Here is an 18,474-nt window from a genome sequence, read left to right as displayed (position 1 = left end):
GCTTCATTACCACCAACAGGGTCCGTACGAGGGCCTTTTCAACTACATTATAACGCTTACATGGCAACTACTTTTTTATCTACCGGCAGGAAGTCGGGCTTGTTTCTTTTCCTGGCCCTGGCAGGCTGCACCGCTACCCAAACGCAGCCAAACACGCAGCAGCCACAGGCAGTTACAGCGCAGGAAACAGGCGAGACGAACCTGCTGCTGGCCGAATGGACCGGCCCTTACGGCGGCGTCCCCGCTTTCGACAAAATGAACCTGGCTGACCTGCAGCCCGCCATTGAAAAAGGCATGGCCCTGCACCTGGCTGAGATCGAGGTAATTGCCGGCAACCCGGAGCCGGCTACTTTTGAGAACACCATCGTGCCGATGGAGGCCGCGGGCGAAGAACTGAGCAGGGCTTTGACTTACTACGGTATATGGGGCAGCAACATGTCGTCTCCTGAATTCAGAAAGATACAGGAAGAACTGGCGCCGAAGCTGTCTGAGTTCAGATCCAAGATTTCACAGAACGAGAAACTGTTCCAGCGCGTGAAAACGGTTTATGAAAACGCCCGGAAAAACCCACTTCCCGCCGATCAGCAGCGCGTGGTGCAACTGGTGTATGAGGACTTCGCCATGGAAGGCGCTAACCTGGACGCCGCAGCCAAAGCGCGCTATGCCGCCATCAACAAAGAACTGTCTTCGTTATATACCGCTTTCTCGAACAACATCCTGGCAGACGAAGAGAACTATGTGGTGTACCTGACCAAGGACCAGCTCAGCGGCCTGCCGGAGTCTTTTGTGAAAGCAGCAGCCAAAGCCGCGGCCGACCGCGGACAGGAAAGCAAGTACGCCGTCACCAACACCCGCTCGTCGATGGACCAGTTCCTGACGTACTCCGATGAAAGAGCGCTGCGCGAGAAAGTGTGGAACACGTACTACTCCCGCGCCGACAACGGCGACGCAAGCGACAACAACGGGAATATCGCTAAGATCCTGAAGCTGCGCGATGAGCGCGTCGCCCTGCTGGGCTACGACAATTATGCCCAGTGGCGCCTGCAAAACCGGATGGCCAAGACCCCGGAGCGCGCCATGGAACTGATGAACGCCGTGTGGCCGGCAGCTTTGGCCAGGGTGGAGGAAGAAGTGGCCGACATGCAGGCCATCGCGGACGCCAGCGGGAAAAAGATAACCATCGCCCCCTGGGACTACCGCTACTACGCCGAGAAAGTGCGCCAGCAAAAATACGACCTGGACTCCGACGAGGTGAAACAGTACCTGCAGCTCGATAACCTGACCCAGGCCTTGTTCTTTACCGCGGGGGAACTGTTCAATTTCAGCTTCACGCCCGTGCCCGAAGGCTCAGTTCCCGTGTTTCATGAGGATGTGAAGGTATGGGAAGTTACTGACAAGACAACCGGTGAGCATATCGGCCTCTGGTACCTCGACCCGTTCGCTCGCCAGGGCAAACGCTCGGGTGCCTGGGCCACCACCTACCGCAGCCATACCACGTTTGAGGGCAAAGAGACGGTGCTGGCCTCGAACAACTCAAACTTTGTGAAGCCGGCCCCCGGCGAGCCGCTGTTGGTTTCCTGGGATGATGCCACCACGTTTTTCCACGAGTTCGGGCACGCCCTGCACTTCTTTGCATCCAACGTAAAATACCCGACCCTGAACAGCGGCGTGCGGGACTACACCGAGTTCCAGTCGCAGTTGCTGGAGCGCTGGCTCTCTACTGACAAGGTGATCAACCAGTTCCTGAAGCACCACGAAACCGGGGAAGTGATCCCGGCACCCCTGGTCGCCAAAATCAAGAAAGCCTCTACCTTCAACCAGGGCTTTGAGACAACGGAATTCCTGGCGTCTGCCCTGATGGACATGAAGTTCCACACCGTGGACCCCGCAGGCATGGATCCTGATAAGTTTGAGCGGGAAACCCTGCAGGCGCTGAACATGCCGGAGGAGATCGTGATGCGTCACCGATCGCCGCACTTCGGGCACGTGTTCTCCGGCGAAGGGTACGCCACGGGTTATTATGGCTACCTCTGGGCGGATGTGCTGACGTCGGATGCGGCGGAGGCGTTTGAGGAAGCGCCCGGCGGCTTCTACGACAAAGAAGTGGCGGCCAGGCTGGTGAAATACCTCTTTGCCCCCCGAAACTCCATGGACCCGGCCGAGGCCTATAAGCTGTTCCGTGGCCGCGACGCGAAAATTGACGCGCTGATGCGGGACCGCGGTTTCCCGGTGCCTTCGGAGCAGTCAAAGAGATAAGTTATATATCCCTACGCTTCCGGTGACAGGAATTAAAAGAGGAGCTGCCGTATGGTGGCTCCTCTTTTGTTCATGCGCTGTTGGTTATGGCTGAATACAGGCGTGCCTTCGCTACGGTGTAGCCATGCAAGGCAGGCAGAACCAGCCAAGATAAACTCACCTGCCTCCTCAGGTTGAAAGGGCTAAGCAGGCTGTATGCCATTTTCGCGTATATAGCGGCTCATCTCCTCTCCTATCCGTAGCAGGTTTTGCGTCTCCTCATCCGTGAAATCATAGGGCACGGGCTTCGCAATCCCCACCACGCCATATAGTTCCCCATCCAGCAGCAGCGGCGCCGCCATAGAGCCTTCCACCTTTGTTTCCTTGGCGGCAGGGCGCGCCACGCCCGACTCGTCGGTCTGCAGGTTACACATCTCCACGGGTTGCCGACGTTCGGCGGCAATGCCAGCCATGCCTTTCCCGATCGGTATGGCGGCCATCTTCGGAAGCAGAAACTCCGGGATACCCTGCTGCGCCTGCAGCTTCAGCAGCTTCGTGTCCTGGTCGAGGATATGGATAGTGCCGGTGGAGCAACCAAAGGCGGTGATGATTTCGGTGAGGAGTTGCTGCCAGTCAACTGCCGATTGCCGGTTCTGCAGCCCGGATATAAGAGAGGAAATCGTTGAAGTCATTATTTAGTATGTTTATATGTTGGTCAGGTACACCCGCCACCTGTGGCCGGGCGCAAGCGAAGATACTATAAACCAGCGGTACGCGCCACCCTTATACCACGTAAAAAAGCAACTTACTGTTACTGTTTTAGCGCCAGCAGCTTCCCCGGGTTCCCGTTGCGAGCGGGCCTGTGAAACAGAAACCTTTCATGTCCGGACTTAATACCTTAGTTTTGAGGTTTATTCTGCGTTATACGCTCGGCAACTATATACCAGTTGAAGCTCAGGAAAACTGTTGCAGTATCAATCTATCTGAAAAATGACGAATGGAAGCGCCCAATCGGGCCTGAAGGAGAATGCCGGGCAATTCTGGCTGCTCATGCTGATTACCGGATTTGTGGGGTCGATGGTCGGGCTGGAGCGCGCTGTGATACCCACGCTTGCCGAAACCGTTTTTGGCATGAACGGGCATACGGCCGTCCTTTCATTTATTGTGGCTTTCGGCCTTGCGAAGTCGGTGGCCAACCTGCTGATGGGGCAACTCTCGGTGCGGTACACGCGCAAGCAGTTGCTGCTGGCAGGCTGGCTTTTCGCGCTGCCGGTGCCCTGGCTCCTGCTATATGCCGGCAACTGGTGGTGGGTGATAGTTGCCAACCTGCTGCTGGGCATTAACCAGGGCCTCGCCTGGACCTCCAGCATTGTAATGACCATTGACCTTGTGGGCGAGAAGAACCGAGGGCTGGCAATGGGCATCAACGAATTTGCCGGCTACCTCGCCGTGGGGCTGGCTTCCTTCCTGGCCGGTTATATTGCCTCCACCACCGGCGAGATAACCTATGCCTTTCTGCCGGGCATCGGGTTCTCGCTGGCAGGCGTAGCGCTGACGCTGTTCGTGGTGCGCGACACACATGCCCATGTGCAGGCAGAGTCGGCGAAAAGCCTGGTTGCCTTGCTGCCGAGCGTCTGGAAGGACACCACCTGGCGCCACACCAACCTGGGTCCTGTCACCCTGAACGGCTTTGTAACCAAAATCAACGATGGGGTGCTGTGGGGGCTGCTGCCGGTTGTGCTTGCCCTCAAAGGCTACTCGCTGGTGGAGATCGGGTTGCTCGCCGGTGTTTATCCCGCCGTCTGGGGAGTCGGGCAGCTTTTTACAGGCAGACTGGGCGATAGCTTTTCCAGGAAGCAAATGTTGTGCCTGGGCATGCTGGTACAGGGGGTGGCCATCGCCGCGCTTTATTTTACAGGCTCCTATCTCCTGCTGCTGCTCGCGTTAGCTGCCGTGGGTGCCGGTACCGCCATGGTATACCCTACTTTCCTGACGTTGGTGGCGGACAACACGCATCCCCGGCAACGATCGCAGAGTCTGGGCATCTTCCGGTTCTGGCGCGATTTCGGCTACGTGGGCGGTGCCGTTGCGGCCGGACTCTTCAGCGATTTATTCGGGGCCGAAGTAGTGTTGCTGGCCGCCGGCATACTGGCCATCGGCGCAGGGGTGTTTTCACAGATCCGCATGGTCCAGCAGCCGCCGGGCAACGACGCGCTTGATTTGAACAAAACGAAACGCAAGGAGCGAAAGGCACCGGCTGAAACAATTTGAACAGTTTTATATAATAAATCCACTTAATTTTTATCTCAGGAAAAGCTATCTCTACGTCCTGTGGCTGGTATTCAAACCCCTGTGCAGCTTCCTGCACCGGCTGTTCAGGTGACGTATTGCCACCGAAAAAGCTGCTCAGATTTGCCTTTGGCATTGTAATTGGTTAAATTTAACAACGGGTAAGCTTGTAAACGCCATCTTTCGACGGTTTTTTGCAGCTTTATCTCTTATGCTTCCGTTTTAAACCGGGCATAAATTGTTAAATAAATTTCTAACCCAATCCTAACAAAACCACTTATGGTACTAATGAAGAAAGGGAGTATTGCAGCCGCATTTGTAGCGGCGTCTATGTGCTTCGGCCCTGCAGCTTTCTCTCAGCAGGCAACTGCTTCCTCCACAGAAACTGCACAGGCGCAGGCAGAGCAAAAGTTTTCGGACGAAGAACTCAAAAGCTTTATCGCAGCAAACACAAAGGCTACCGAGTTGCAGAAACAGAGCCGTGAGGCGGTGGTGGCTGCCATTGAGGAAAACAACCTCACCTCTGACCGTTTCAATGAACTGGTGAAAGCACACCAGCAGAAAAAACTGGATGCTGTAGCGAAGAACCCCGAGGAAGTAGCCGCTTTCAGCAAGGCAGCACAGGCAGTCGTGAAAATCCAGCCGGAGACGAAGACTAAGATTGAGCAGGCCATCAAAGACGAAGGCCTCACCGTTGAAAAATACGAAACCATTCTGCAGGCATATGAGAAGGATGAAGCCGTACAGGAAAGCATCCGCCGCATCGTGCATGCCGATAAATAAGCCAACAACAGCTTGACTATATATAAAGAGGGGCCGTGTTTTAACTGACACGGCCCCTCTTTTTTATACATGGTATAGCCCAGTATATAGCTTTACCCAAAGCAGTTTCAGCCGCCTGCCAGGATGATGGACTTCTTCTCGGACAACTACTGGCCCTCCCCTCGCCAAACGTATGTCCCGACCGCGCCGCTGCCAAGGGTGGTAGTTAGGTTTTTACCTTTATAGCTGATGTTGAACGCCTGGGGCGCTTTGCCCTCGTTCAGCACGAGCAGCACCCGCTGCCCGTCGGGTGTTCTGTAGGCCACATTGGGCAGGCTGTCTGGCAGGTTACTCCCGAGGCGGACAGAGCCGGGCCGCACGAATTTAGAGGCATGCGCAATAATATAGTAAGCGGGGTTGCGGGTGATGGTGTTGCCGTCGATGGTGAGGGCGCCAAGGCATTGGGTGCAGCCGCCTTCCGTGTGCGGTCGCTGGGCAGGGTCAGCGGCCAGGTTCCACTCCAGCACCGTTTTCGCCCAGTTGCGCGGCCCCTTGATCACAAGGTTCTTGACATGCCAGGCCAGGTCTCCCGCGAAATTACCCGGCGCCCCGATCCACTGCTCTGTAAAATAAAGGTTCTTGCCCGGATACGCGGCATGCACCTGCGAGAGCGCCTCAATCTCGCCGCCATATAAGTGGAACGCGGCACCGTCTATATACTTCCTGGCTTCCGGGTCGTCGAGCACCGTGATCGGGTAGTCGGGGCGGTCAGCGTTATGGTCATATATAACGATTTTGGTTTTGATGCCAGCCGCTTCGAACGCAGGGCCCAGGCTTTCCCGGATAAAGGCGGCCTGTTCTTCCGGCAGCATCAGCAGGCTAGGGTTGTTGCCGGGGTGCAGCGGCTCGTTCTGGATGGTGATCGCGTCGATGGTGATGCCCTCCGCCGCCATGCCCTGAATGTACTTCACGAAGTACTGCGCGTAGGCATCGTAAAACGCTGGCTTCAGGCTCCCGCCTTTGGAGTTGTTGTTCGTCTTCATCCAGGTTGGCGGCGACCACGGCGACCCCATCAGCTTCAGTGCGGGGTATATGGCAAGTATCTCTTTCAGGATCGGGATGAGGTGCGCACGGTCCGGCTCCAGGCTGAATTTAGCCATTGCCGGATCAGTTTCGCCGGCAGGAAGGTCGATGTAGGAGAAAACCCGGTCGTCCAGGTCAGAGGCCCCGATGCTGAGGCGCAGGTAACTGACGCCAATGCTGTTGCCTGCGGTGCCGAAAAGTTCCTGTAACAATGCAGCACGCGCAGCCGCATCCATCTGGTGCAGCAGCATGGCGCTGCCCCCGGTAAGGGTGTAGCCAAAGCCATCCATCTCCTGGAAAGCCTCTGCCTCCTCCACCGTGATGACAGGGTGTTGGTTCGTGCTGTCGCTGAATAACAACGGCTCCTGCTGCAATTCAAACAAAGCGGATTTGTCCGGATTGGTCAGCCACAGTTCCGCTGTAAGCTCCTGCGCAGCGACCCTGGCGGTATCTGTGCTGTCGGCGGGTTGCTGGCAACCGGCAAGAAGGCCCGAAAGCAGCATAAAGGCGATGATGCCGGACCGGATACTGCGCGCTTTTTTCTTTTCTCTCATAGGATTGGTTTGCTATAGGTTACTGCTATATAAAGACGCAGAATTGGAGACTATATATAAATGATATAAAATGCAGTTGCCTGAAAAACTCATCCTTTATATATCTTTCTCCTGGCCCTGCCAAGCCGGAATACCCAGATCAAAGTTATTTACTTCCAGCACTTCGCCAACCGCCATGCCCATTGCCGACAAGTTCCCGATCCGGACGCGCACCAGCCGCAGTGTCGGGAAGCCGGCGGCAGCGGTCATTTTGCGCACCTGGCGGTTCTTGCCTTCGGTGAGCGTGATGGAAACCCAACTGGTGGTGCCGTGGCGCTCGTCCCGGATCTTTCGGCCACGCTCCGGCAACACAGGTATGGCATCCAGTTTCCGCACCTGGCAGGGCTTTGTCCGGTGCAGTTCCTTCTCCGCCCGTATCTCGATGCCCTCCCGCAACTTTCGCAACGCCTCCTCCGTGATCAGGCCATCCACCTGCGCGTAATACTCCTTTTCCACTTTGCCGCTGCGCACCAGTTCGCTGGCCTTCCCGTCGGTGGTCAGGAGCAGCAGCCCTTCGCTCGCTTCATCCAACCGGCCAATGGCCATTGTTCCCGCCGGGAAATCATACAGCCCGCCCAACACTTTTTTCTTCTTCGTCTCGCTCACAAACTGGCTGACGTAGCCATAGGGTTTGAAAAGGATAAAGTGTCGGTGCATGTGTGGGATATATGGGATCAAGGCAAAGGTACCGGTAAAGTTGGATACGCTCCAAAAACAACCTGATCGTTTAGGGGATTCCGGTGAACGCCTGTATATATGCCAGCCATGCCAGGCTTGATTCATATATAGCCTATTAGAATAAGTTTATAGCTATATAGTTCTGATGCTACACTTGCTATTGCCGTTTGAATTCAATAATATTATTAGGACATCGCCCTCCGAACCTATGAAAACAAACCTGCTGCTGCCCCTGCTGCTCCTGCTGCTGCTTGGCGGCTGTGTTTCCCATGAAGATGATTTTATCAGCAAATACTGCCCCGGCTCCTGCACGGTCATCAAAGGCAGGCTAACCACTGATGAGGGAACCCAACCACTGGCTGGCGTGAAGCTGAATGCATACTGGCGCAGTGATCGGGGCACGTTCAAAATTGGCTATGCAGAGCGCCGCAAGGCCGTAGCCATCACTGATCCGGACGGGAACTTCGAACTTCGCTTTCTGCTCCGCGATGATGAACTAAACGCGCAGCAAAATTATGAGGGGTATATCGTAGTGTCCCCTGTTCTCGAGGAAAACCAATATTTTATCTGCGGCGGGTTGGATTTCATTTTCAAGTCTTTTGAGCTGAAGCGCAGTACCACCACCACGCTGGACTACAACCTCCCCCAAAAAGCGTTGCTGGATATAGCACCGAAAAACCTACAGGCAATGCAGGCCGGAGACGCTTTTGCGATCAACCTGGAGTTTACAAGCGGCATTGACAATGCGGAGAGCTGCAGCTCGCTTTTTGGCTTCGCCGGTAGTAATAATGCCCAACAGCCTGTTCCCGTACCAGCAAACCAGCCGCTCACCCTGCGCATCACCCGGACCCGGAACGGCACCACCACTGAAACGACTGAGATCCTGCACCTCAAACCGGGCGAGCGCTTTTCCTATGCACCTGCTTTTTGATATGAAGAAGCTCCTGCTACTGCTCATCCATTTTGGCTGTGGAACAGCAGCCATGTCCCAGGATTCTGCACCCTTCGCGTCTCATCTGTTGTTTTCTGTTGGACCGGCCCTGCCTTTAGGAAGCTTCTCCAGCACCAGTTTCGACAGAGAATATCCTGCGTTTGCTGACGTCGGCACTTTCATCCAGTTAAACTATACGCAATCTCTTAAACCGCATATCGCCTTGGGTGCCACAGCCGGTTACCGAAGAAACCCTTTTCTGGAAGAGGAGTTTGCCGCCCCCGGCGACGAACTGGTGCAGGAACTGAAGAGCAAGCCGTGGCAGACAGGGTATGTGCTGGCAGATGTGCAGGTGCAAGCGCCGCTGGGCCGCAACGGCATGGCCTTTATCCGCGGTTCGGCGGGTGGCGCTTTTATCCGCGCTGCTTCCCTGCAGGTACAGACACCCTATGGCACCATCAGCCGCAGCAGCGACAAGCGCGTTACCCCGACTTTCGGCGCCACCACCGGATTAAAAGGAGAACAGAACCGGATCGTGATCGGCATCGAAACCAGCCTGCTTTTTATGCGCCCCTCGCTTGAGGTGAAGAACCAGCAGGGAGCTACAGATCAGTTCCATCAGCCTATGAACAGCGCCAACTTCAGCCTCAGTGTGGGCTATAGGCTGTAGGTGCTCTTCGCGCCATTCGTTCCTGGTTTAGATGACTGGCCCCTGCTCCCTTGCCGAAGGAGTAACCGTGTTTGCCTTTTACTGCGTATGTTTTGAACAGGGCTTTCTGAAAAGCAGAAGGCTTTAGCTATTTTTACTTCTACACTTTTAAAGAAAACTATGGAATACAGAAGATTTGGCCGCACGGGCTGGAACGTAAGTGAAATCGGGTATGGCATGTGGGGCATGGCAGGATGGACAAACTCCGACGACACAGAATCAGACCGCTCCCTGGACATTGCCGTGGAAGGCGGCTGCAACTTTTTCGACACGGCCTGGGGCTACGGCGCAGGCAAAAGCGAGCAGATCCTGGGCCGCCTGCTAAGGCGCCACCCCGATAAGCGGCTTTATATCGCCACGAAGATACCGCCCAAGAACATGAAGTGGCCGTCGAAGCCGGAGTATAAACTGGAGGATTGCTTCCCGGCAGAGCACATTATCGAATACACCGAAAAAAGCCTGAAAAACCTGGGTGTGGAAACCATGGACCTGCAGCAGTTTCATGTGTGGGAAGACGGTTGGGCTGATAACGAGGAGTGGCAACGCGCCGTGGAGAAGCTGAAAGCCGACGGGAAGATCCAGCATATGGGTGTGAGCGTAAACCGCTGGGAGCCGGAGAACGTACTGAACACGCTCCGCACCGGCCATATCAGCAGTGTGCAGGTCATCTACAACATATTTGACCAGGCCCCCGAAGACACGCTTTTCCCGCTTTGCCGGGAGTTAGACGTCGCTACCATCGCCCGTGTGCCGTTCGATGAGGGCACCCTGACCGGAACGTTCACCAAGGAAACCACCTTCCCGAAAGAAGACTGGCGCAGCACCTACTTCGTGCCCGAGAACCTGAACTCCAGCGTAGAGCACGCTGACCGCCTGAAGCCACTCGTGCCCCAGGGCATGACATTGCCCGAGATGGCGCTGCGCTTTATCCTCAGTAACCCCGATGTGAGCACCACTATCCCGGGCATGCGCAAAGCCGGGCACGTAAAGGCAAACCTCAGCGCCAGCGATGGCAAGGGGCTGCCGGAAAGTCTGTTGAATGAACTGAAGCAGCACCGCTGGGACCGTGAGCCTACGGCGTGGTCGCAATAAGCGCATAAGGTTTGTTTGGTGCTGGCCTGTAGATGGGCTGGCACGTTTATATATAACCCCAGTGTTATACCATATATAGTTGTTCTTCCAGTGCCTTTTGTAGGTTTTGGGTCTAAGTAGCCCGAAATCCGCACGAGCCCTGGCAGAACAGACTATAGCGGTTTATTCTTTCTTCGGGAATTGTTTTCTTTCCGTTGTCAGAAAAGCCGGTATTCATTTCATGTTACCCACCGCCGAGTAACTGAACGCTGCCCACGTGGCGCCTCCCCTTCGTTCCCTACAAGCTTCTCCCAGCCTGCTCTCATATAAATTGTCACAAAGTAGTAGTGAGGATGAGAGATGCGCCGGGCTATATCCGCCACCAGCACGGGCTTCAGGCGCAGTTGATGCCCTTTCCACGCTCCAGGGCCAACGCCTCAAGTAACTTACAGCTGTACTTGCTCCATGCCCAGGGCAACCGGCTCAGGCAAGCATCAGGTGCTGGCGACCTGATGTGGGGATAGATTGAAATTTTAAAAATTACGGCTATCTTACACAACGGGAAAACGGGGACCGTGCTGTTCAGGGCAGCGCCCGTTACGCCGTTGGTCTTGTTACTTGACCATGAAGCCGGAAAAGCCTAAAAGAAGCGCCCAGGAACCATTGGCAACTTATGTTGTGTTTATGTGCTTTGCGCGCGGTTTGGATATATGGCAAAACTTTCAAACTAAAATACGCTATCGTCCCTGGTTATATTTAAATATGCGAAAATCGCTATAACTACTTTGCTGCAGCAACCGTATTCATCTATGTTCAAACACTTTCCCATTTACAGCCTCCAAGGCCTATTCCAAAAGTAAGCATATGAGCCCTGTTCAGCATTTCATGGTCCGGTTGATGATGGTGTCTGTGGCATTCCTCATCTGCCTGTCCGCGGTCAGCGGCGCCTACCTTACCAGGCCGGACGGTGAACCGGCTGGCAAGAAAGCGGGAACCGGCTACGTGCTCGACCTGGACGCCGAGGAAGGGAAAGTAAAAGGCCAGTTACTCCACTTCCAGGTTCCCCTGCTCAGTCTTTTCCTTGCCGCGCCGCTGCTTACGCCCCTGCCCATGCGCTCCCCCACAGGCGTAGGCAGTACTGCCAGATGGCTATACCTCCTCTTCCATCAGCTCAAGGTGCCCCTCCGATAAGTCCCTTTCCGCGATGGCACAGCCCCTCCCGATTTCATGCGAAAGCAGAATGCGTGTCCCGGCTGTGTTGTACTAGCACAGCATTCACATGTTTCTGCGCAATGGTGCTGTCAATGTCAGAAAGATGACCTGTTGGTTCCCTGTCGAACCGCCCCGCAAGCTGAACTACTGTTCCCAAACAACATGAAGACAAGTATAGTTTTACATAAGATTCTCAACAGGCTGCGAAAGGTGGCCCGCCGCTCTATCCCGCACAACCTGCACTACCGCCCCACCGGCATCTGGCGAGTGGAAGAGACCGGTGCACAGGACCCGACAACGGTGGTGGTGCACCCCATCTACCCGCAGCTGGTCACCACCCTCGATATTTCAGAGGAACTGTACCGGGCCTGCTCGGCCTACTGGAAGCCCCAGCGAAGCGTGGTGACCGACTACGTGGTGGTGGAGGTGCCGGAGGGGCGCATCCACACCGACAGCGAGAGCAGCGTGGCCGTCATCAGCCGGGACAACCGGGTAGTGACGAACGTGTCACTCAGCCTGCAGGACGGTAAGGTGTGCGACGATGCACAAAACAACATCTTCCGCCAACGCTACTTTTCCGAGCCCCACCGGCTGAAGGGCACCGTGTTCACCCTGCTCTCGGGCGGGGCGGGGGTGAACAACATCGGCCACTGGTTCCTGGACGTGCTGCCGCGCCTTCACTTGCTGGAGCGGAGCGGCCTCCTGGGCGAAGTGGACTGGTTCCTGGTGCCGAGCACCCGCTACAGCTACCAGACCGAGACACTGGCCTTGCTGGGCATCCCGAGCCATAAGATCATCTCCAGTGAGGAACACCCGCACGTTGTGGCAGACCGCGTCATCGCCTCGACCGCGCCGCGCGGCCGGCACACGCTGGTGCCCCGCTGGCTGCTGGACTACATGCGGGGAGCGTTCCTGAAGCACCAGGCACCAGGCCCGGAAGTCGGCAGCGTGGAGGCTGAGGGGCCTTTCCTCTACATCAGCCGCCGCGACTCCAGCATCCGCAACGTCCTCAACGAGGAGGAACTCCAGGGGGTGCTGGGCAGGTACGGCTTCAACACCATCGTCTCCAGCGGGTACTCCATTCTGGATAAGATCCGCCTGTTCTCCAGGGCCAGGTTCGTGATGTCGCCCACGGGGGCGGGCCTGATCAGCATCCTTTTCTGCCAACCAGGCACCAAGCTGGTAGAGATCTTCAACGAGGGTTTCGTGATCGAGCCTTTTTACGACATCGCCACCAAACTGGAATTAGACTACCGGTATATCATCTGTAAATCGCCGACGGGAAAGCCAGCGAAGAACGCAGCGGAGGGACAGCGCGACCACCTGGTGGTGGAGACGCAGCAGGTGGAGGAGTTGCTCCGGGAAACAGTGAATCCGGTGCAGTAACCACATTGCCCCTTTCGCCTGTCAGGTCATGGAGGAGCGCCTTTACGGAACAGCTGAGTTGTTCCATAAAGGCGCTCCTTCTCATGTGCTTCCGGCAAAAAAGACCATCAGTACTATAACTTCTCTATAGGAGGATTCACCGCGAAAGCAAAGTGATGAACGCGGATTAGACCCAACTGCTGATATTTTGGAGGATTAGGCTGCAGAAGGTGACCTGGATATAACCTGTAGATTTCAAAAAGGCGACGGGACGTGGCGGGCTTGGCTGCCGGTTCCTGACGAAGGCTATTCCCTTTCCTCAGCCAAGGAAACTGAGCAGATTCTCCTTTGTGATTGGTTTTTGTATATAAGTCACGGCCGTGTTCACTCCTGCCTTGTCCGCATACCGGTATATATGGCTATTACTGTTGAGAACCAGCTTTGTGCTGTTAAAATCAATAAGTTTCAGCCGTTCCAACTCTCTGATGAAGGCCAGACCATCCATCAACGGCATATCGATGTCGGAGATAATAAGCTGGGGCAACTGCCCTGCATCAGCGCCGTCGCGCAGCATTGCCAGGGCCGCTGCCCCGTGCGGGGCCGAGAGAATCTCCACATCAGTAAAAACACGCTTTAAAAGACGCTCCGTGGTGTAGAGGTATATCTTATCGTCATCCACAAGCAATATTCTATTAATCGAATTCATCGCCTTGCCATTATTCCGGTAATGTAGAGACAGTCCGTCTCACAGGCTGGCTCCGAAACATAACATACGCAATCCCCGCGTACCTTTCGCCTCATCCTTTTTAAAATCAGTAGTGGTCCCTGCCCTTTCCGCACATTTATAGTATAAATCCGTAAGTATAAATCCACACTAATGCGATTCTCAGGAGACATCGAATCACGTACATTGGTCTGTGTCTTTCGTATATGAATATATGAGTGTAGTGGCGGGGCGGCGGCTGGAAGCTTTTTCAGAAGCAAAAAGCCTATTCTACCGGCACTTCCTGACGAAGGCTTGCACCGCAGCTATGGTGGCAGCCCCCGTTACCCCTTTCAGCGGGGCATCCTCACGGTAACTTTTTAGAGTTGAAGCACATGATCTGAAATTCCTGATCCCGTATCGAAAACACCCTGGCCTATGCAACCGCAGGCAATTCAAAGCTATCTTTCCTACTGCATCGAGCCCGGCACCAGGATGATCCAGAGCGAATGGGTAGGTGGCACCGACAGCCCCACGTATCGGGAGAGCCTGCTGCATATATGCCAGGTCATTGGGCAGCATCATATAGTGCATTGGCTCTACACCGCTTCCAGGCATTATATCCCTACCATGAGCGACCAGACGTGGCTCCTGGGGGAGTTCTATCCGCTGATGGCGCAAACCAGCCTCACCAAGTTTGCCGTCGTGGTGCAGAAAGACCTCTTTCAGCAATTGATCGCTGACAGCGTATGCAGCAAATCCAAACCGGCTTTTAATGGAACCATCAAAATGGAAATATTTTTTGATGCTGAAAGCGCACAGGATTGGCTGCTATCGGAAACCTGCTAAAGGTTTGATCATGTACCCCAGGTTATATGTCTTACAAGCCACTATATAGCTGGTATATAGGTCCTTCCGGACAGGCCTGTCTCTGCTTCCAAGTCTCTTTGACTGCTCCGGCATGCGCTTTTTCAGCCCTCCCCACTGCGCATACCAACATCCGTCGATTCCAGCGCCTTGCATCTCACCTGTCTGCAGCTTCCCCTCCCTGGAGAGGCGGAAGGGAGGGGTGCTGTAGCTAAGTATCCTTTTTCCAGACAGCTCCGAAGGCACCTGCCTATATACCGGCGCCTGATTGTGTCTCCTATGCCGCGCTGGTTGACATAGTTCTCTTTTTGATGATACATGATTGCTGTCACGCACACACTTTCGCTTAAAACCAATGCATTTTTATCATAAGCATGAATTATTAGTACCCATAGGCCTACTATGGATTAAATTTCATATTTTGATATACTATTGAGTAGTCACTTATATAAAATAATCAGGATGAGAAATAATTCATGGAGTGTTTCCCTGCTTTGCGCGGCTCTTCTGGCGATCCTCTGCTTTCCCGCCTCCGCGCAGGAAAAGCCCATCGGCATATTTGACGGAAGCACCGATATCGGAAACGTGCTGAAAAAGGGTTCTGCCACCTTCAACCCCAAAACGGAAGAGTATGAAGTGGCTGGGTCAGGCTATAACATCTGGTTCGACAAGGATGAATTCCATTACCTGTGGAAAAAGATGAGGGGCGATTTTATCCTCTACACCCGCGCCAGGTTCGTGGGCGAAGGCGTGGACCCGCACCGGAAAGTGGGTTGGATGGTGCGTAAAAACCTGGAGGGGGACGCACCCCATATCAACGCCGTGGTACATGGCGACGGGCTGACCTCACTCCAGTACCGGGAGGCCAAAGGCGACAGCACCAAGGAAATCCGCTCTGAGCTGACAGGCGCGGATGTGATCCAACTGGAAAGGAAAGGCAACACCTACACCATGCGCGTCGCCAGGTTCGGGGAGCCGTTTGTGACGGAGGAGGTGCAGCACCTGGACCTGGGAGACGACGTATATGTGGGGCTGTTTGTGGGCTCACATAACAAAGATGTGCTGGAGAAAGGCATTTACAGTGATGTGCGCATCACGGTGCCCGCCCCCGACGACCTGGTGCAGTACCGGCAGTACCTGGGCAGCAACCTCGAGATCCTGGACGTGCAAACCGGCGACAGGGAGATTATATATACCTCCCCCAAATCGTTGCAGGCCCCCAACTGGACCCCGGACGGCAAAAACCTGATCTACAACAGCGAGGGGCTGATGTACACCTTCGACCTGGCTACACGCAAGCCCAAAGTGCTGAACACCGGCAATGTGAAAAACAACAACAACGACCACGTGCTGTCTTTCGACGGCAAGATGCTGGGCCTCAGCAGCGGCGTGGAGGAACTGGGCGGCTCCATTATCTATACCGTGCCCGTTACGGGCGGAACACCAAAGCAGATCACGCCCAAAGGCCCCTCCTACCTGCACAGCTGGTCGCCAGACAACAAGTGGCTGACCTTTACAGCAGAGCGCAACGGGGAGTGGGATATCTATGCCGTACCCTCAAAAGGCGGCAAGGAAGTGCGCCTGACCACTGCCAAAGGCCTGGACGACGGCTCGGAGTACACCCCTGACGGTAAGTATATATACTTTAACTCCAACCGCAACGGCCCCATGCAAATCTGGCGCATGAAAGCCGACGGGAGTGAGCAGGAGGCTGTTACGAACGGCGATTTTCACGACTGGTTCCCGCATGTGTCGCCGGACGGGAAGTGGCTGGTGTTCGTATCGTTCCTGAAAGAGGAGGTGGAGCCCGGAGACCACCCCTTTTACAAGCACGTTTACCTGCGGATGATGCCCATTAGCGGAGGCGAGCCGAAAGTGATCGCCTATGTCTATGGCGGGCAGGGCACCATCAACACCCCTTCCTGGTCACCGGACAGCAAGAAAGTGGCGTTTATCAGCAACTCAGACTTTACGGAGGAACAGCTGAAATAAGCCAAGAAAATAGGTTCGGCGCAGACTGAAAGCATCTAAACGAGCCTATTTAAAAAGCATGAAGATAAAGCAATAGCCTAAAATCAAAAATCGAAATGATAAACTCAAGACGCAATTTCATTAAAAGCTCAGGCGCATTGGCCCTTGGCGCGCTCCTCGCCCCCAATTTAGCGGCGATGGCAAATGAAAAAATCAAAGTGAAAAATGTGGGCATCCAGCTATATACCGTTCGCAAAGAGATGCTGGCCGATGCCACCGGCACACTGAAGCAACTCGCCAAAATCGGGTACAAAGAGCTGGAGTCGGCGCGCAGCGAGAAAGGGCTGTATTATGGCCTGCAACCGAAGGAAATTAAAAAGATAACCGAAGACCTGGGCATGACGCTACGCAGCGGCCATGTGCACATCGACAAAGACTGGGACAGCACTGTGGCTGCCGCCGCCGAAACAGGCCAGGACTACCTGATATGCTCCTCGCTGCCGTCGAACGGGCAGACCGTGTCGAATTACAAGCATGTGGCAGACATGTTCACAAAAGCTGCCGAGGACTGCAGGAAGGCGGGCATGATTTTCGGGTACCACAACCACGAGTATGAGTTCGAGAAAGAGAACGGGCAGGTGCTATACGATGTGCTGCTGGACAACACGGACCCCGAACTGGTGAAGATGGAAATGGACCTGGGCTGGGCGATCCTGACGGGTAACGACCCCGTGGATTATTTCAACCGCTACCCCGGCCGTTTCCCGCTGTGGCACCTGAAGGATATGGACAAGGCGAAACAGGAAAGTACCGAGTTTGGCAAAGGCGCTATCGACATCAAAAAGATGCTGCAGGTGGCGGACAAGTCAGGCATGAAGTACTTCTTTGTAGAGCAGGAAGAGTACGCCGGCACGGCGATGGACAGCGTGAAGCACAATTACAACTACCTCCAGAAGCTGAGTATATAGGCGCAGGCAAAACACCATATATAAACAGAAAGCCCGGGCCCTCCTTTAATGGAGCCCGGGCTTTCTCTTGATACATGAATCTATCTGCAAGCAAACTTAAGAAGTCTTCAAGAATATCAGAGACAAAACACTCTACTTAACATAAGTATTCCACTTTATACTTTTAGTATATCGAATGTTAATCGCTCTTTGCTTAGAAATCTGAATATTCTGTAGGGTACAAAAAATAGGTGTCATTATGAGACACATTCTTGGCATACTTCGGATCAGAACTCATCTTTTTCCAGTTAGGGTCCGCGCTGAATGCCTTCCAATGCTTGTCACGTTCTTCCTTGTTCTCGAAAGTGGTCATGTACATCAGGTTCGGCATTTTACTACCGGCCAGCACACGTCCGTAAAATACAGCGTTGAATCCGAGGTTGTTAAAAATATCGATCTCGCCTTTGTTAAACATGTCCACCTTGTTCAGGTGCAGTTTCTCGCTGGCCGACTCGTAGCTGCGCAATTCATATATCCTGTCCTGCTTCGGTCCTTTCAATTTGGGGACGCTTGTGCCAGGCATGCCGGTAAAGCCTTCAATCAGGATGTTCTCGAAGCTGCTGTAAAGCGGCTTGTCCTGTGTGGCCTCTATGTACTCTTTCCCGGCCGTAAGGTATTGTTTGTCTTTCGCAAGCGTCTCATCCAGGCTAAAGAACTGGCTTTGTGAGGTAAGCGGGATGAATACGTACACCTTTTGGGTTGTATCACCGGCGTTGGCTGGTGAGTTTTCGGCGGGCTTAAATACGCCAACTTTACTAATACCAGCGCGATGCAAAGCTGGCAGGTATGCCTGCTCCAGGTATTTGTCCAAACCGGCTTCCTGGCTTTCGTCGTCCAGGTGATATACCTTCAGCAAATGATAGGTAGCCTTTTTTGCCTGGCTATAGGCTGGCATAACATTCAATCCCCATAGCACTGCCAGCAAGCACAGGGCGAGTAGGTTTAAATTTTTAAATTTCATAAGTATATATAATTATATGTGATGGTTTGAATTTACG

The 18,474-nt window shown here is 54.3% G+C and carries 16 protein-coding genes; 11 read left to right on the top strand and 5 right to left on the bottom strand.

Annotated elements, in window-relative coordinates; genetic code table 11:
- The first annotated feature begins 60 nt into the window (after positions 1 to 60).
- The gene (locus tag ABD920_RS08675; protein WP_345158339.1) at positions 61 to 2,256 is read left to right on the top strand and encodes a M3 family metallopeptidase; all 2,196 of its coding nucleotides are present in this window, start codon (positions 61 to 63) and stop codon (positions 2,254 to 2,256) included.
- 182 nt (positions 2,257 to 2,438) lie between these two features.
- Here ABD920_RS08675 and ABD920_RS08670 read toward each other — a convergent pair whose 3' ends face one another.
- A complete protein-coding gene (locus ABD920_RS08670; RefSeq protein ID WP_345158338.1) occupies positions 2,439 to 2,927 on the bottom strand; it encodes a GAF domain-containing protein in 489 nt (162 codons plus the stop codon).
- Between the two features lie 298 nt (positions 2,928 to 3,225).
- On the opposite strand from ABD920_RS08670, the gene ABD920_RS08665 reads away from it, so the two are divergent.
- A complete protein-coding gene (locus ABD920_RS08665; RefSeq protein ID WP_345158337.1) occupies positions 3,226 to 4,506 on the top strand; it encodes an MFS transporter in 1,281 nt (426 codons plus the stop codon).
- A 297-nt stretch (positions 4,507 to 4,803) separates the two neighbouring features.
- On the top strand, positions 4,804 to 5,307 hold the full coding sequence (locus ABD920_RS08660) for a DUF4168 domain-containing protein (RefSeq protein WP_345158335.1): 504 nt from the start codon (positions 4,804 to 4,806) through the stop codon (positions 5,305 to 5,307).
- Positions 5,308 to 5,453: 146 nt separating this feature from the next.
- On the opposite strand, the gene ABD920_RS08655 is transcribed toward ABD920_RS08660, so the two are convergent.
- Positions 5,454 to 6,923 carry a glycoside hydrolase family 30 protein gene (locus tag ABD920_RS08655; protein ID WP_345158334.1) on the bottom strand — a complete coding sequence of 490 codons (1,470 nt, stop codon included), beginning with the start codon at positions 6,921 to 6,923 and terminating at the stop codon, positions 5,454 to 5,456.
- Positions 6,924 to 7,019: 96 nt separating this feature from the next.
- A complete protein-coding gene (locus ABD920_RS08650) occupies positions 7,020 to 7,619 on the bottom strand; it encodes a pseudouridine synthase (RefSeq protein ID WP_345158332.1) in 600 nt (199 codons plus the stop codon).
- Between the two features lie 229 nt (positions 7,620 to 7,848).
- Here ABD920_RS08650 and ABD920_RS08645 point away from each other — a divergent pair, with 229 nt between their 5' ends.
- From ABD920_RS08645 to ABD920_RS08625, 5 genes are all read left to right on the top strand, one after another.
- Positions 7,849 to 8,571 (top strand): hypothetical protein, encoded by a 723-nt coding sequence (locus ABD920_RS08645; protein WP_345158330.1) that lies wholly within the window; start codon positions 7,849 to 7,851, stop codon positions 8,569 to 8,571.
- 1 nt (position 8,572) lies between these two features.
- Positions 8,573 to 9,241, top strand: a complete 669-nt coding sequence (locus ABD920_RS08640) for a hypothetical protein (protein WP_345158329.1) — start codon at positions 8,573 to 8,575, stop codon at positions 9,239 to 9,241.
- A gap of 159 nt (positions 9,242 to 9,400) precedes the next feature.
- Positions 9,401 to 10,372 (top strand): aldo/keto reductase, encoded by a 972-nt coding sequence (locus tag ABD920_RS08635; protein WP_345158327.1) that lies wholly within the window; start codon positions 9,401 to 9,403, stop codon positions 10,370 to 10,372.
- An 843-nt stretch (positions 10,373 to 11,215) separates the two neighbouring features.
- Positions 11,216 to 11,542 carry a hypothetical protein gene (locus ABD920_RS08630; RefSeq protein ID WP_345158325.1) on the top strand — a complete coding sequence of 109 codons (327 nt, stop codon included), beginning with the start codon at positions 11,216 to 11,218 and terminating at the stop codon, positions 11,540 to 11,542.
- 183 nt (positions 11,543 to 11,725) lie between these two features.
- The gene (locus tag ABD920_RS08625) at positions 11,726 to 12,949 is read left to right on the top strand and encodes a glycosyltransferase family 61 protein (protein WP_345158323.1); all 1,224 of its coding nucleotides are present in this window, start codon (positions 11,726 to 11,728) and stop codon (positions 12,947 to 12,949) included.
- Positions 12,950 to 13,247: 298 nt separating this feature from the next.
- Here ABD920_RS08625 and ABD920_RS08620 read toward each other — a convergent pair whose 3' ends face one another.
- The gene (locus ABD920_RS08620; RefSeq protein ID WP_345158321.1) at positions 13,248 to 13,634 is read right to left on the bottom strand and encodes a response regulator; all 387 of its coding nucleotides are present in this window, start codon (positions 13,632 to 13,634) and stop codon (positions 13,248 to 13,250) included.
- Positions 13,635 to 14,069: 435 nt separating this feature from the next.
- Here ABD920_RS08620 and ABD920_RS08615 point away from each other — a divergent pair, with 435 nt between their 5' ends.
- The 3 genes from ABD920_RS08615 (at position 14,070) to ABD920_RS08605 (ending at position 17,437) form a co-directional block, all read left to right on the top strand.
- Positions 14,070 to 14,480, top strand: coding sequence for a hypothetical protein (locus ABD920_RS08615; RefSeq protein WP_345158320.1), 411 nt, complete (start codon positions 14,070 to 14,072; stop codon positions 14,478 to 14,480).
- 480 nt (positions 14,481 to 14,960) lie between these two features.
- Entirely contained in the window at positions 14,961 to 16,490 is a 1,530-nt protein-coding gene (locus ABD920_RS08610) for a biopolymer transporter TolR (RefSeq protein ID WP_345158318.1), read from the top strand.
- Positions 16,491 to 16,585: 95 nt separating this feature from the next.
- On the top strand, positions 16,586 to 17,437 hold the full coding sequence (locus tag ABD920_RS08605; protein WP_345158317.1) for a sugar phosphate isomerase/epimerase family protein: 852 nt from the start codon (positions 16,586 to 16,588) through the stop codon (positions 17,435 to 17,437).
- 193 nt (positions 17,438 to 17,630) lie between these two features.
- On the opposite strand, the gene ABD920_RS08600 is transcribed toward ABD920_RS08605, so the two are convergent.
- Positions 17,631 to 18,371, bottom strand: coding sequence for an NIPSNAP family protein (locus ABD920_RS08600; protein ID WP_345158315.1), 741 nt, complete (start codon positions 18,369 to 18,371; stop codon positions 17,631 to 17,633).
- Positions 18,372 to 18,474: the final 103 nt, after the last annotated feature.

The organism is Pontibacter saemangeumensis (assembly GCF_039541895.1).
Classification (GTDB): Bacteria; Bacteroidota; Bacteroidia; order Cytophagales; family Hymenobacteraceae; genus Pontibacter; species Pontibacter saemangeumensis.
The sequence above is the reverse complement of the archived record's forward strand: the minus strand, read 5'-3'. Positions and strand labels throughout refer to the sequence as shown.

What these genes read in the sequence shown, in the direction of transcription:
- ABD920_RS08670 (WP_345158338.1), bottom strand. Translation starts at nt 2,927, where the DNA reads ATGACTTCAACGATTTCCTCTCTTATATCCGGGCTGCAGAACCGGCAA.
- ABD920_RS08660 (WP_345158335.1), top strand. Translation starts at nt 4,804, where the DNA reads ATGGTACTAATGAAGAAAGGGAGTATTGCAGCCGCATTTGTAGCGGCG.
- ABD920_RS08665 (WP_345158337.1), top strand. Translation starts at nt 3,226, where the DNA reads ATGACGAATGGAAGCGCCCAATCGGGCCTGAAGGAGAATGCCGGGCAA.
- ABD920_RS08600 (WP_345158315.1), bottom strand. Translation starts at nt 18,371, where the DNA reads ATGCCAGCCTATAGCCAGGCAAAAAAGGCTACCTATCATTTGCTGAAG.
- ABD920_RS08635 (WP_345158327.1), top strand. Translation starts at nt 9,401, where the DNA reads ATGGAATACAGAAGATTTGGCCGCACGGGCTGGAACGTAAGTGAAATC.
- ABD920_RS08610 (WP_345158318.1), top strand. Translation starts at nt 14,961, where the DNA reads ATGAGAAATAATTCATGGAGTGTTTCCCTGCTTTGCGCGGCTCTTCTG.
- ABD920_RS08675 (WP_345158339.1), top strand. Translation starts at nt 61, where the DNA reads ATGGCAACTACTTTTTTATCTACCGGCAGGAAGTCGGGCTTGTTTCTT.
- ABD920_RS08615 (WP_345158320.1), top strand. Translation starts at nt 14,070, where the DNA reads ATGCAACCGCAGGCAATTCAAAGCTATCTTTCCTACTGCATCGAGCCC.
- ABD920_RS08605 (WP_345158317.1), top strand. Translation starts at nt 16,586, where the DNA reads ATGATAAACTCAAGACGCAATTTCATTAAAAGCTCAGGCGCATTGGCC.
- ABD920_RS08640 (WP_345158329.1), top strand. Translation starts at nt 8,573, where the DNA reads ATGAAGAAGCTCCTGCTACTGCTCATCCATTTTGGCTGTGGAACAGCA.
- ABD920_RS08650 (WP_345158332.1), bottom strand. Translation starts at nt 7,619, where the DNA reads ATGCACCGACACTTTATCCTTTTCAAACCCTATGGCTACGTCAGCCAG.
- ABD920_RS08630 (WP_345158325.1), top strand. Translation starts at nt 11,216, where the DNA reads ATGAGCCCTGTTCAGCATTTCATGGTCCGGTTGATGATGGTGTCTGTG.
- ABD920_RS08625 (WP_345158323.1), top strand. Translation starts at nt 11,726, where the DNA reads ATGAAGACAAGTATAGTTTTACATAAGATTCTCAACAGGCTGCGAAAG.
- ABD920_RS08655 (WP_345158334.1), bottom strand. Translation starts at nt 6,923, where the DNA reads ATGAGAGAAAAGAAAAAAGCGCGCAGTATCCGGTCCGGCATCATCGCC.
- ABD920_RS08620 (WP_345158321.1), bottom strand. Translation starts at nt 13,634, where the DNA reads ATGAATTCGATTAATAGAATATTGCTTGTGGATGACGATAAGATATAC.
- ABD920_RS08645 (WP_345158330.1), top strand. Translation starts at nt 7,849, where the DNA reads ATGAAAACAAACCTGCTGCTGCCCCTGCTGCTCCTGCTGCTGCTTGGC.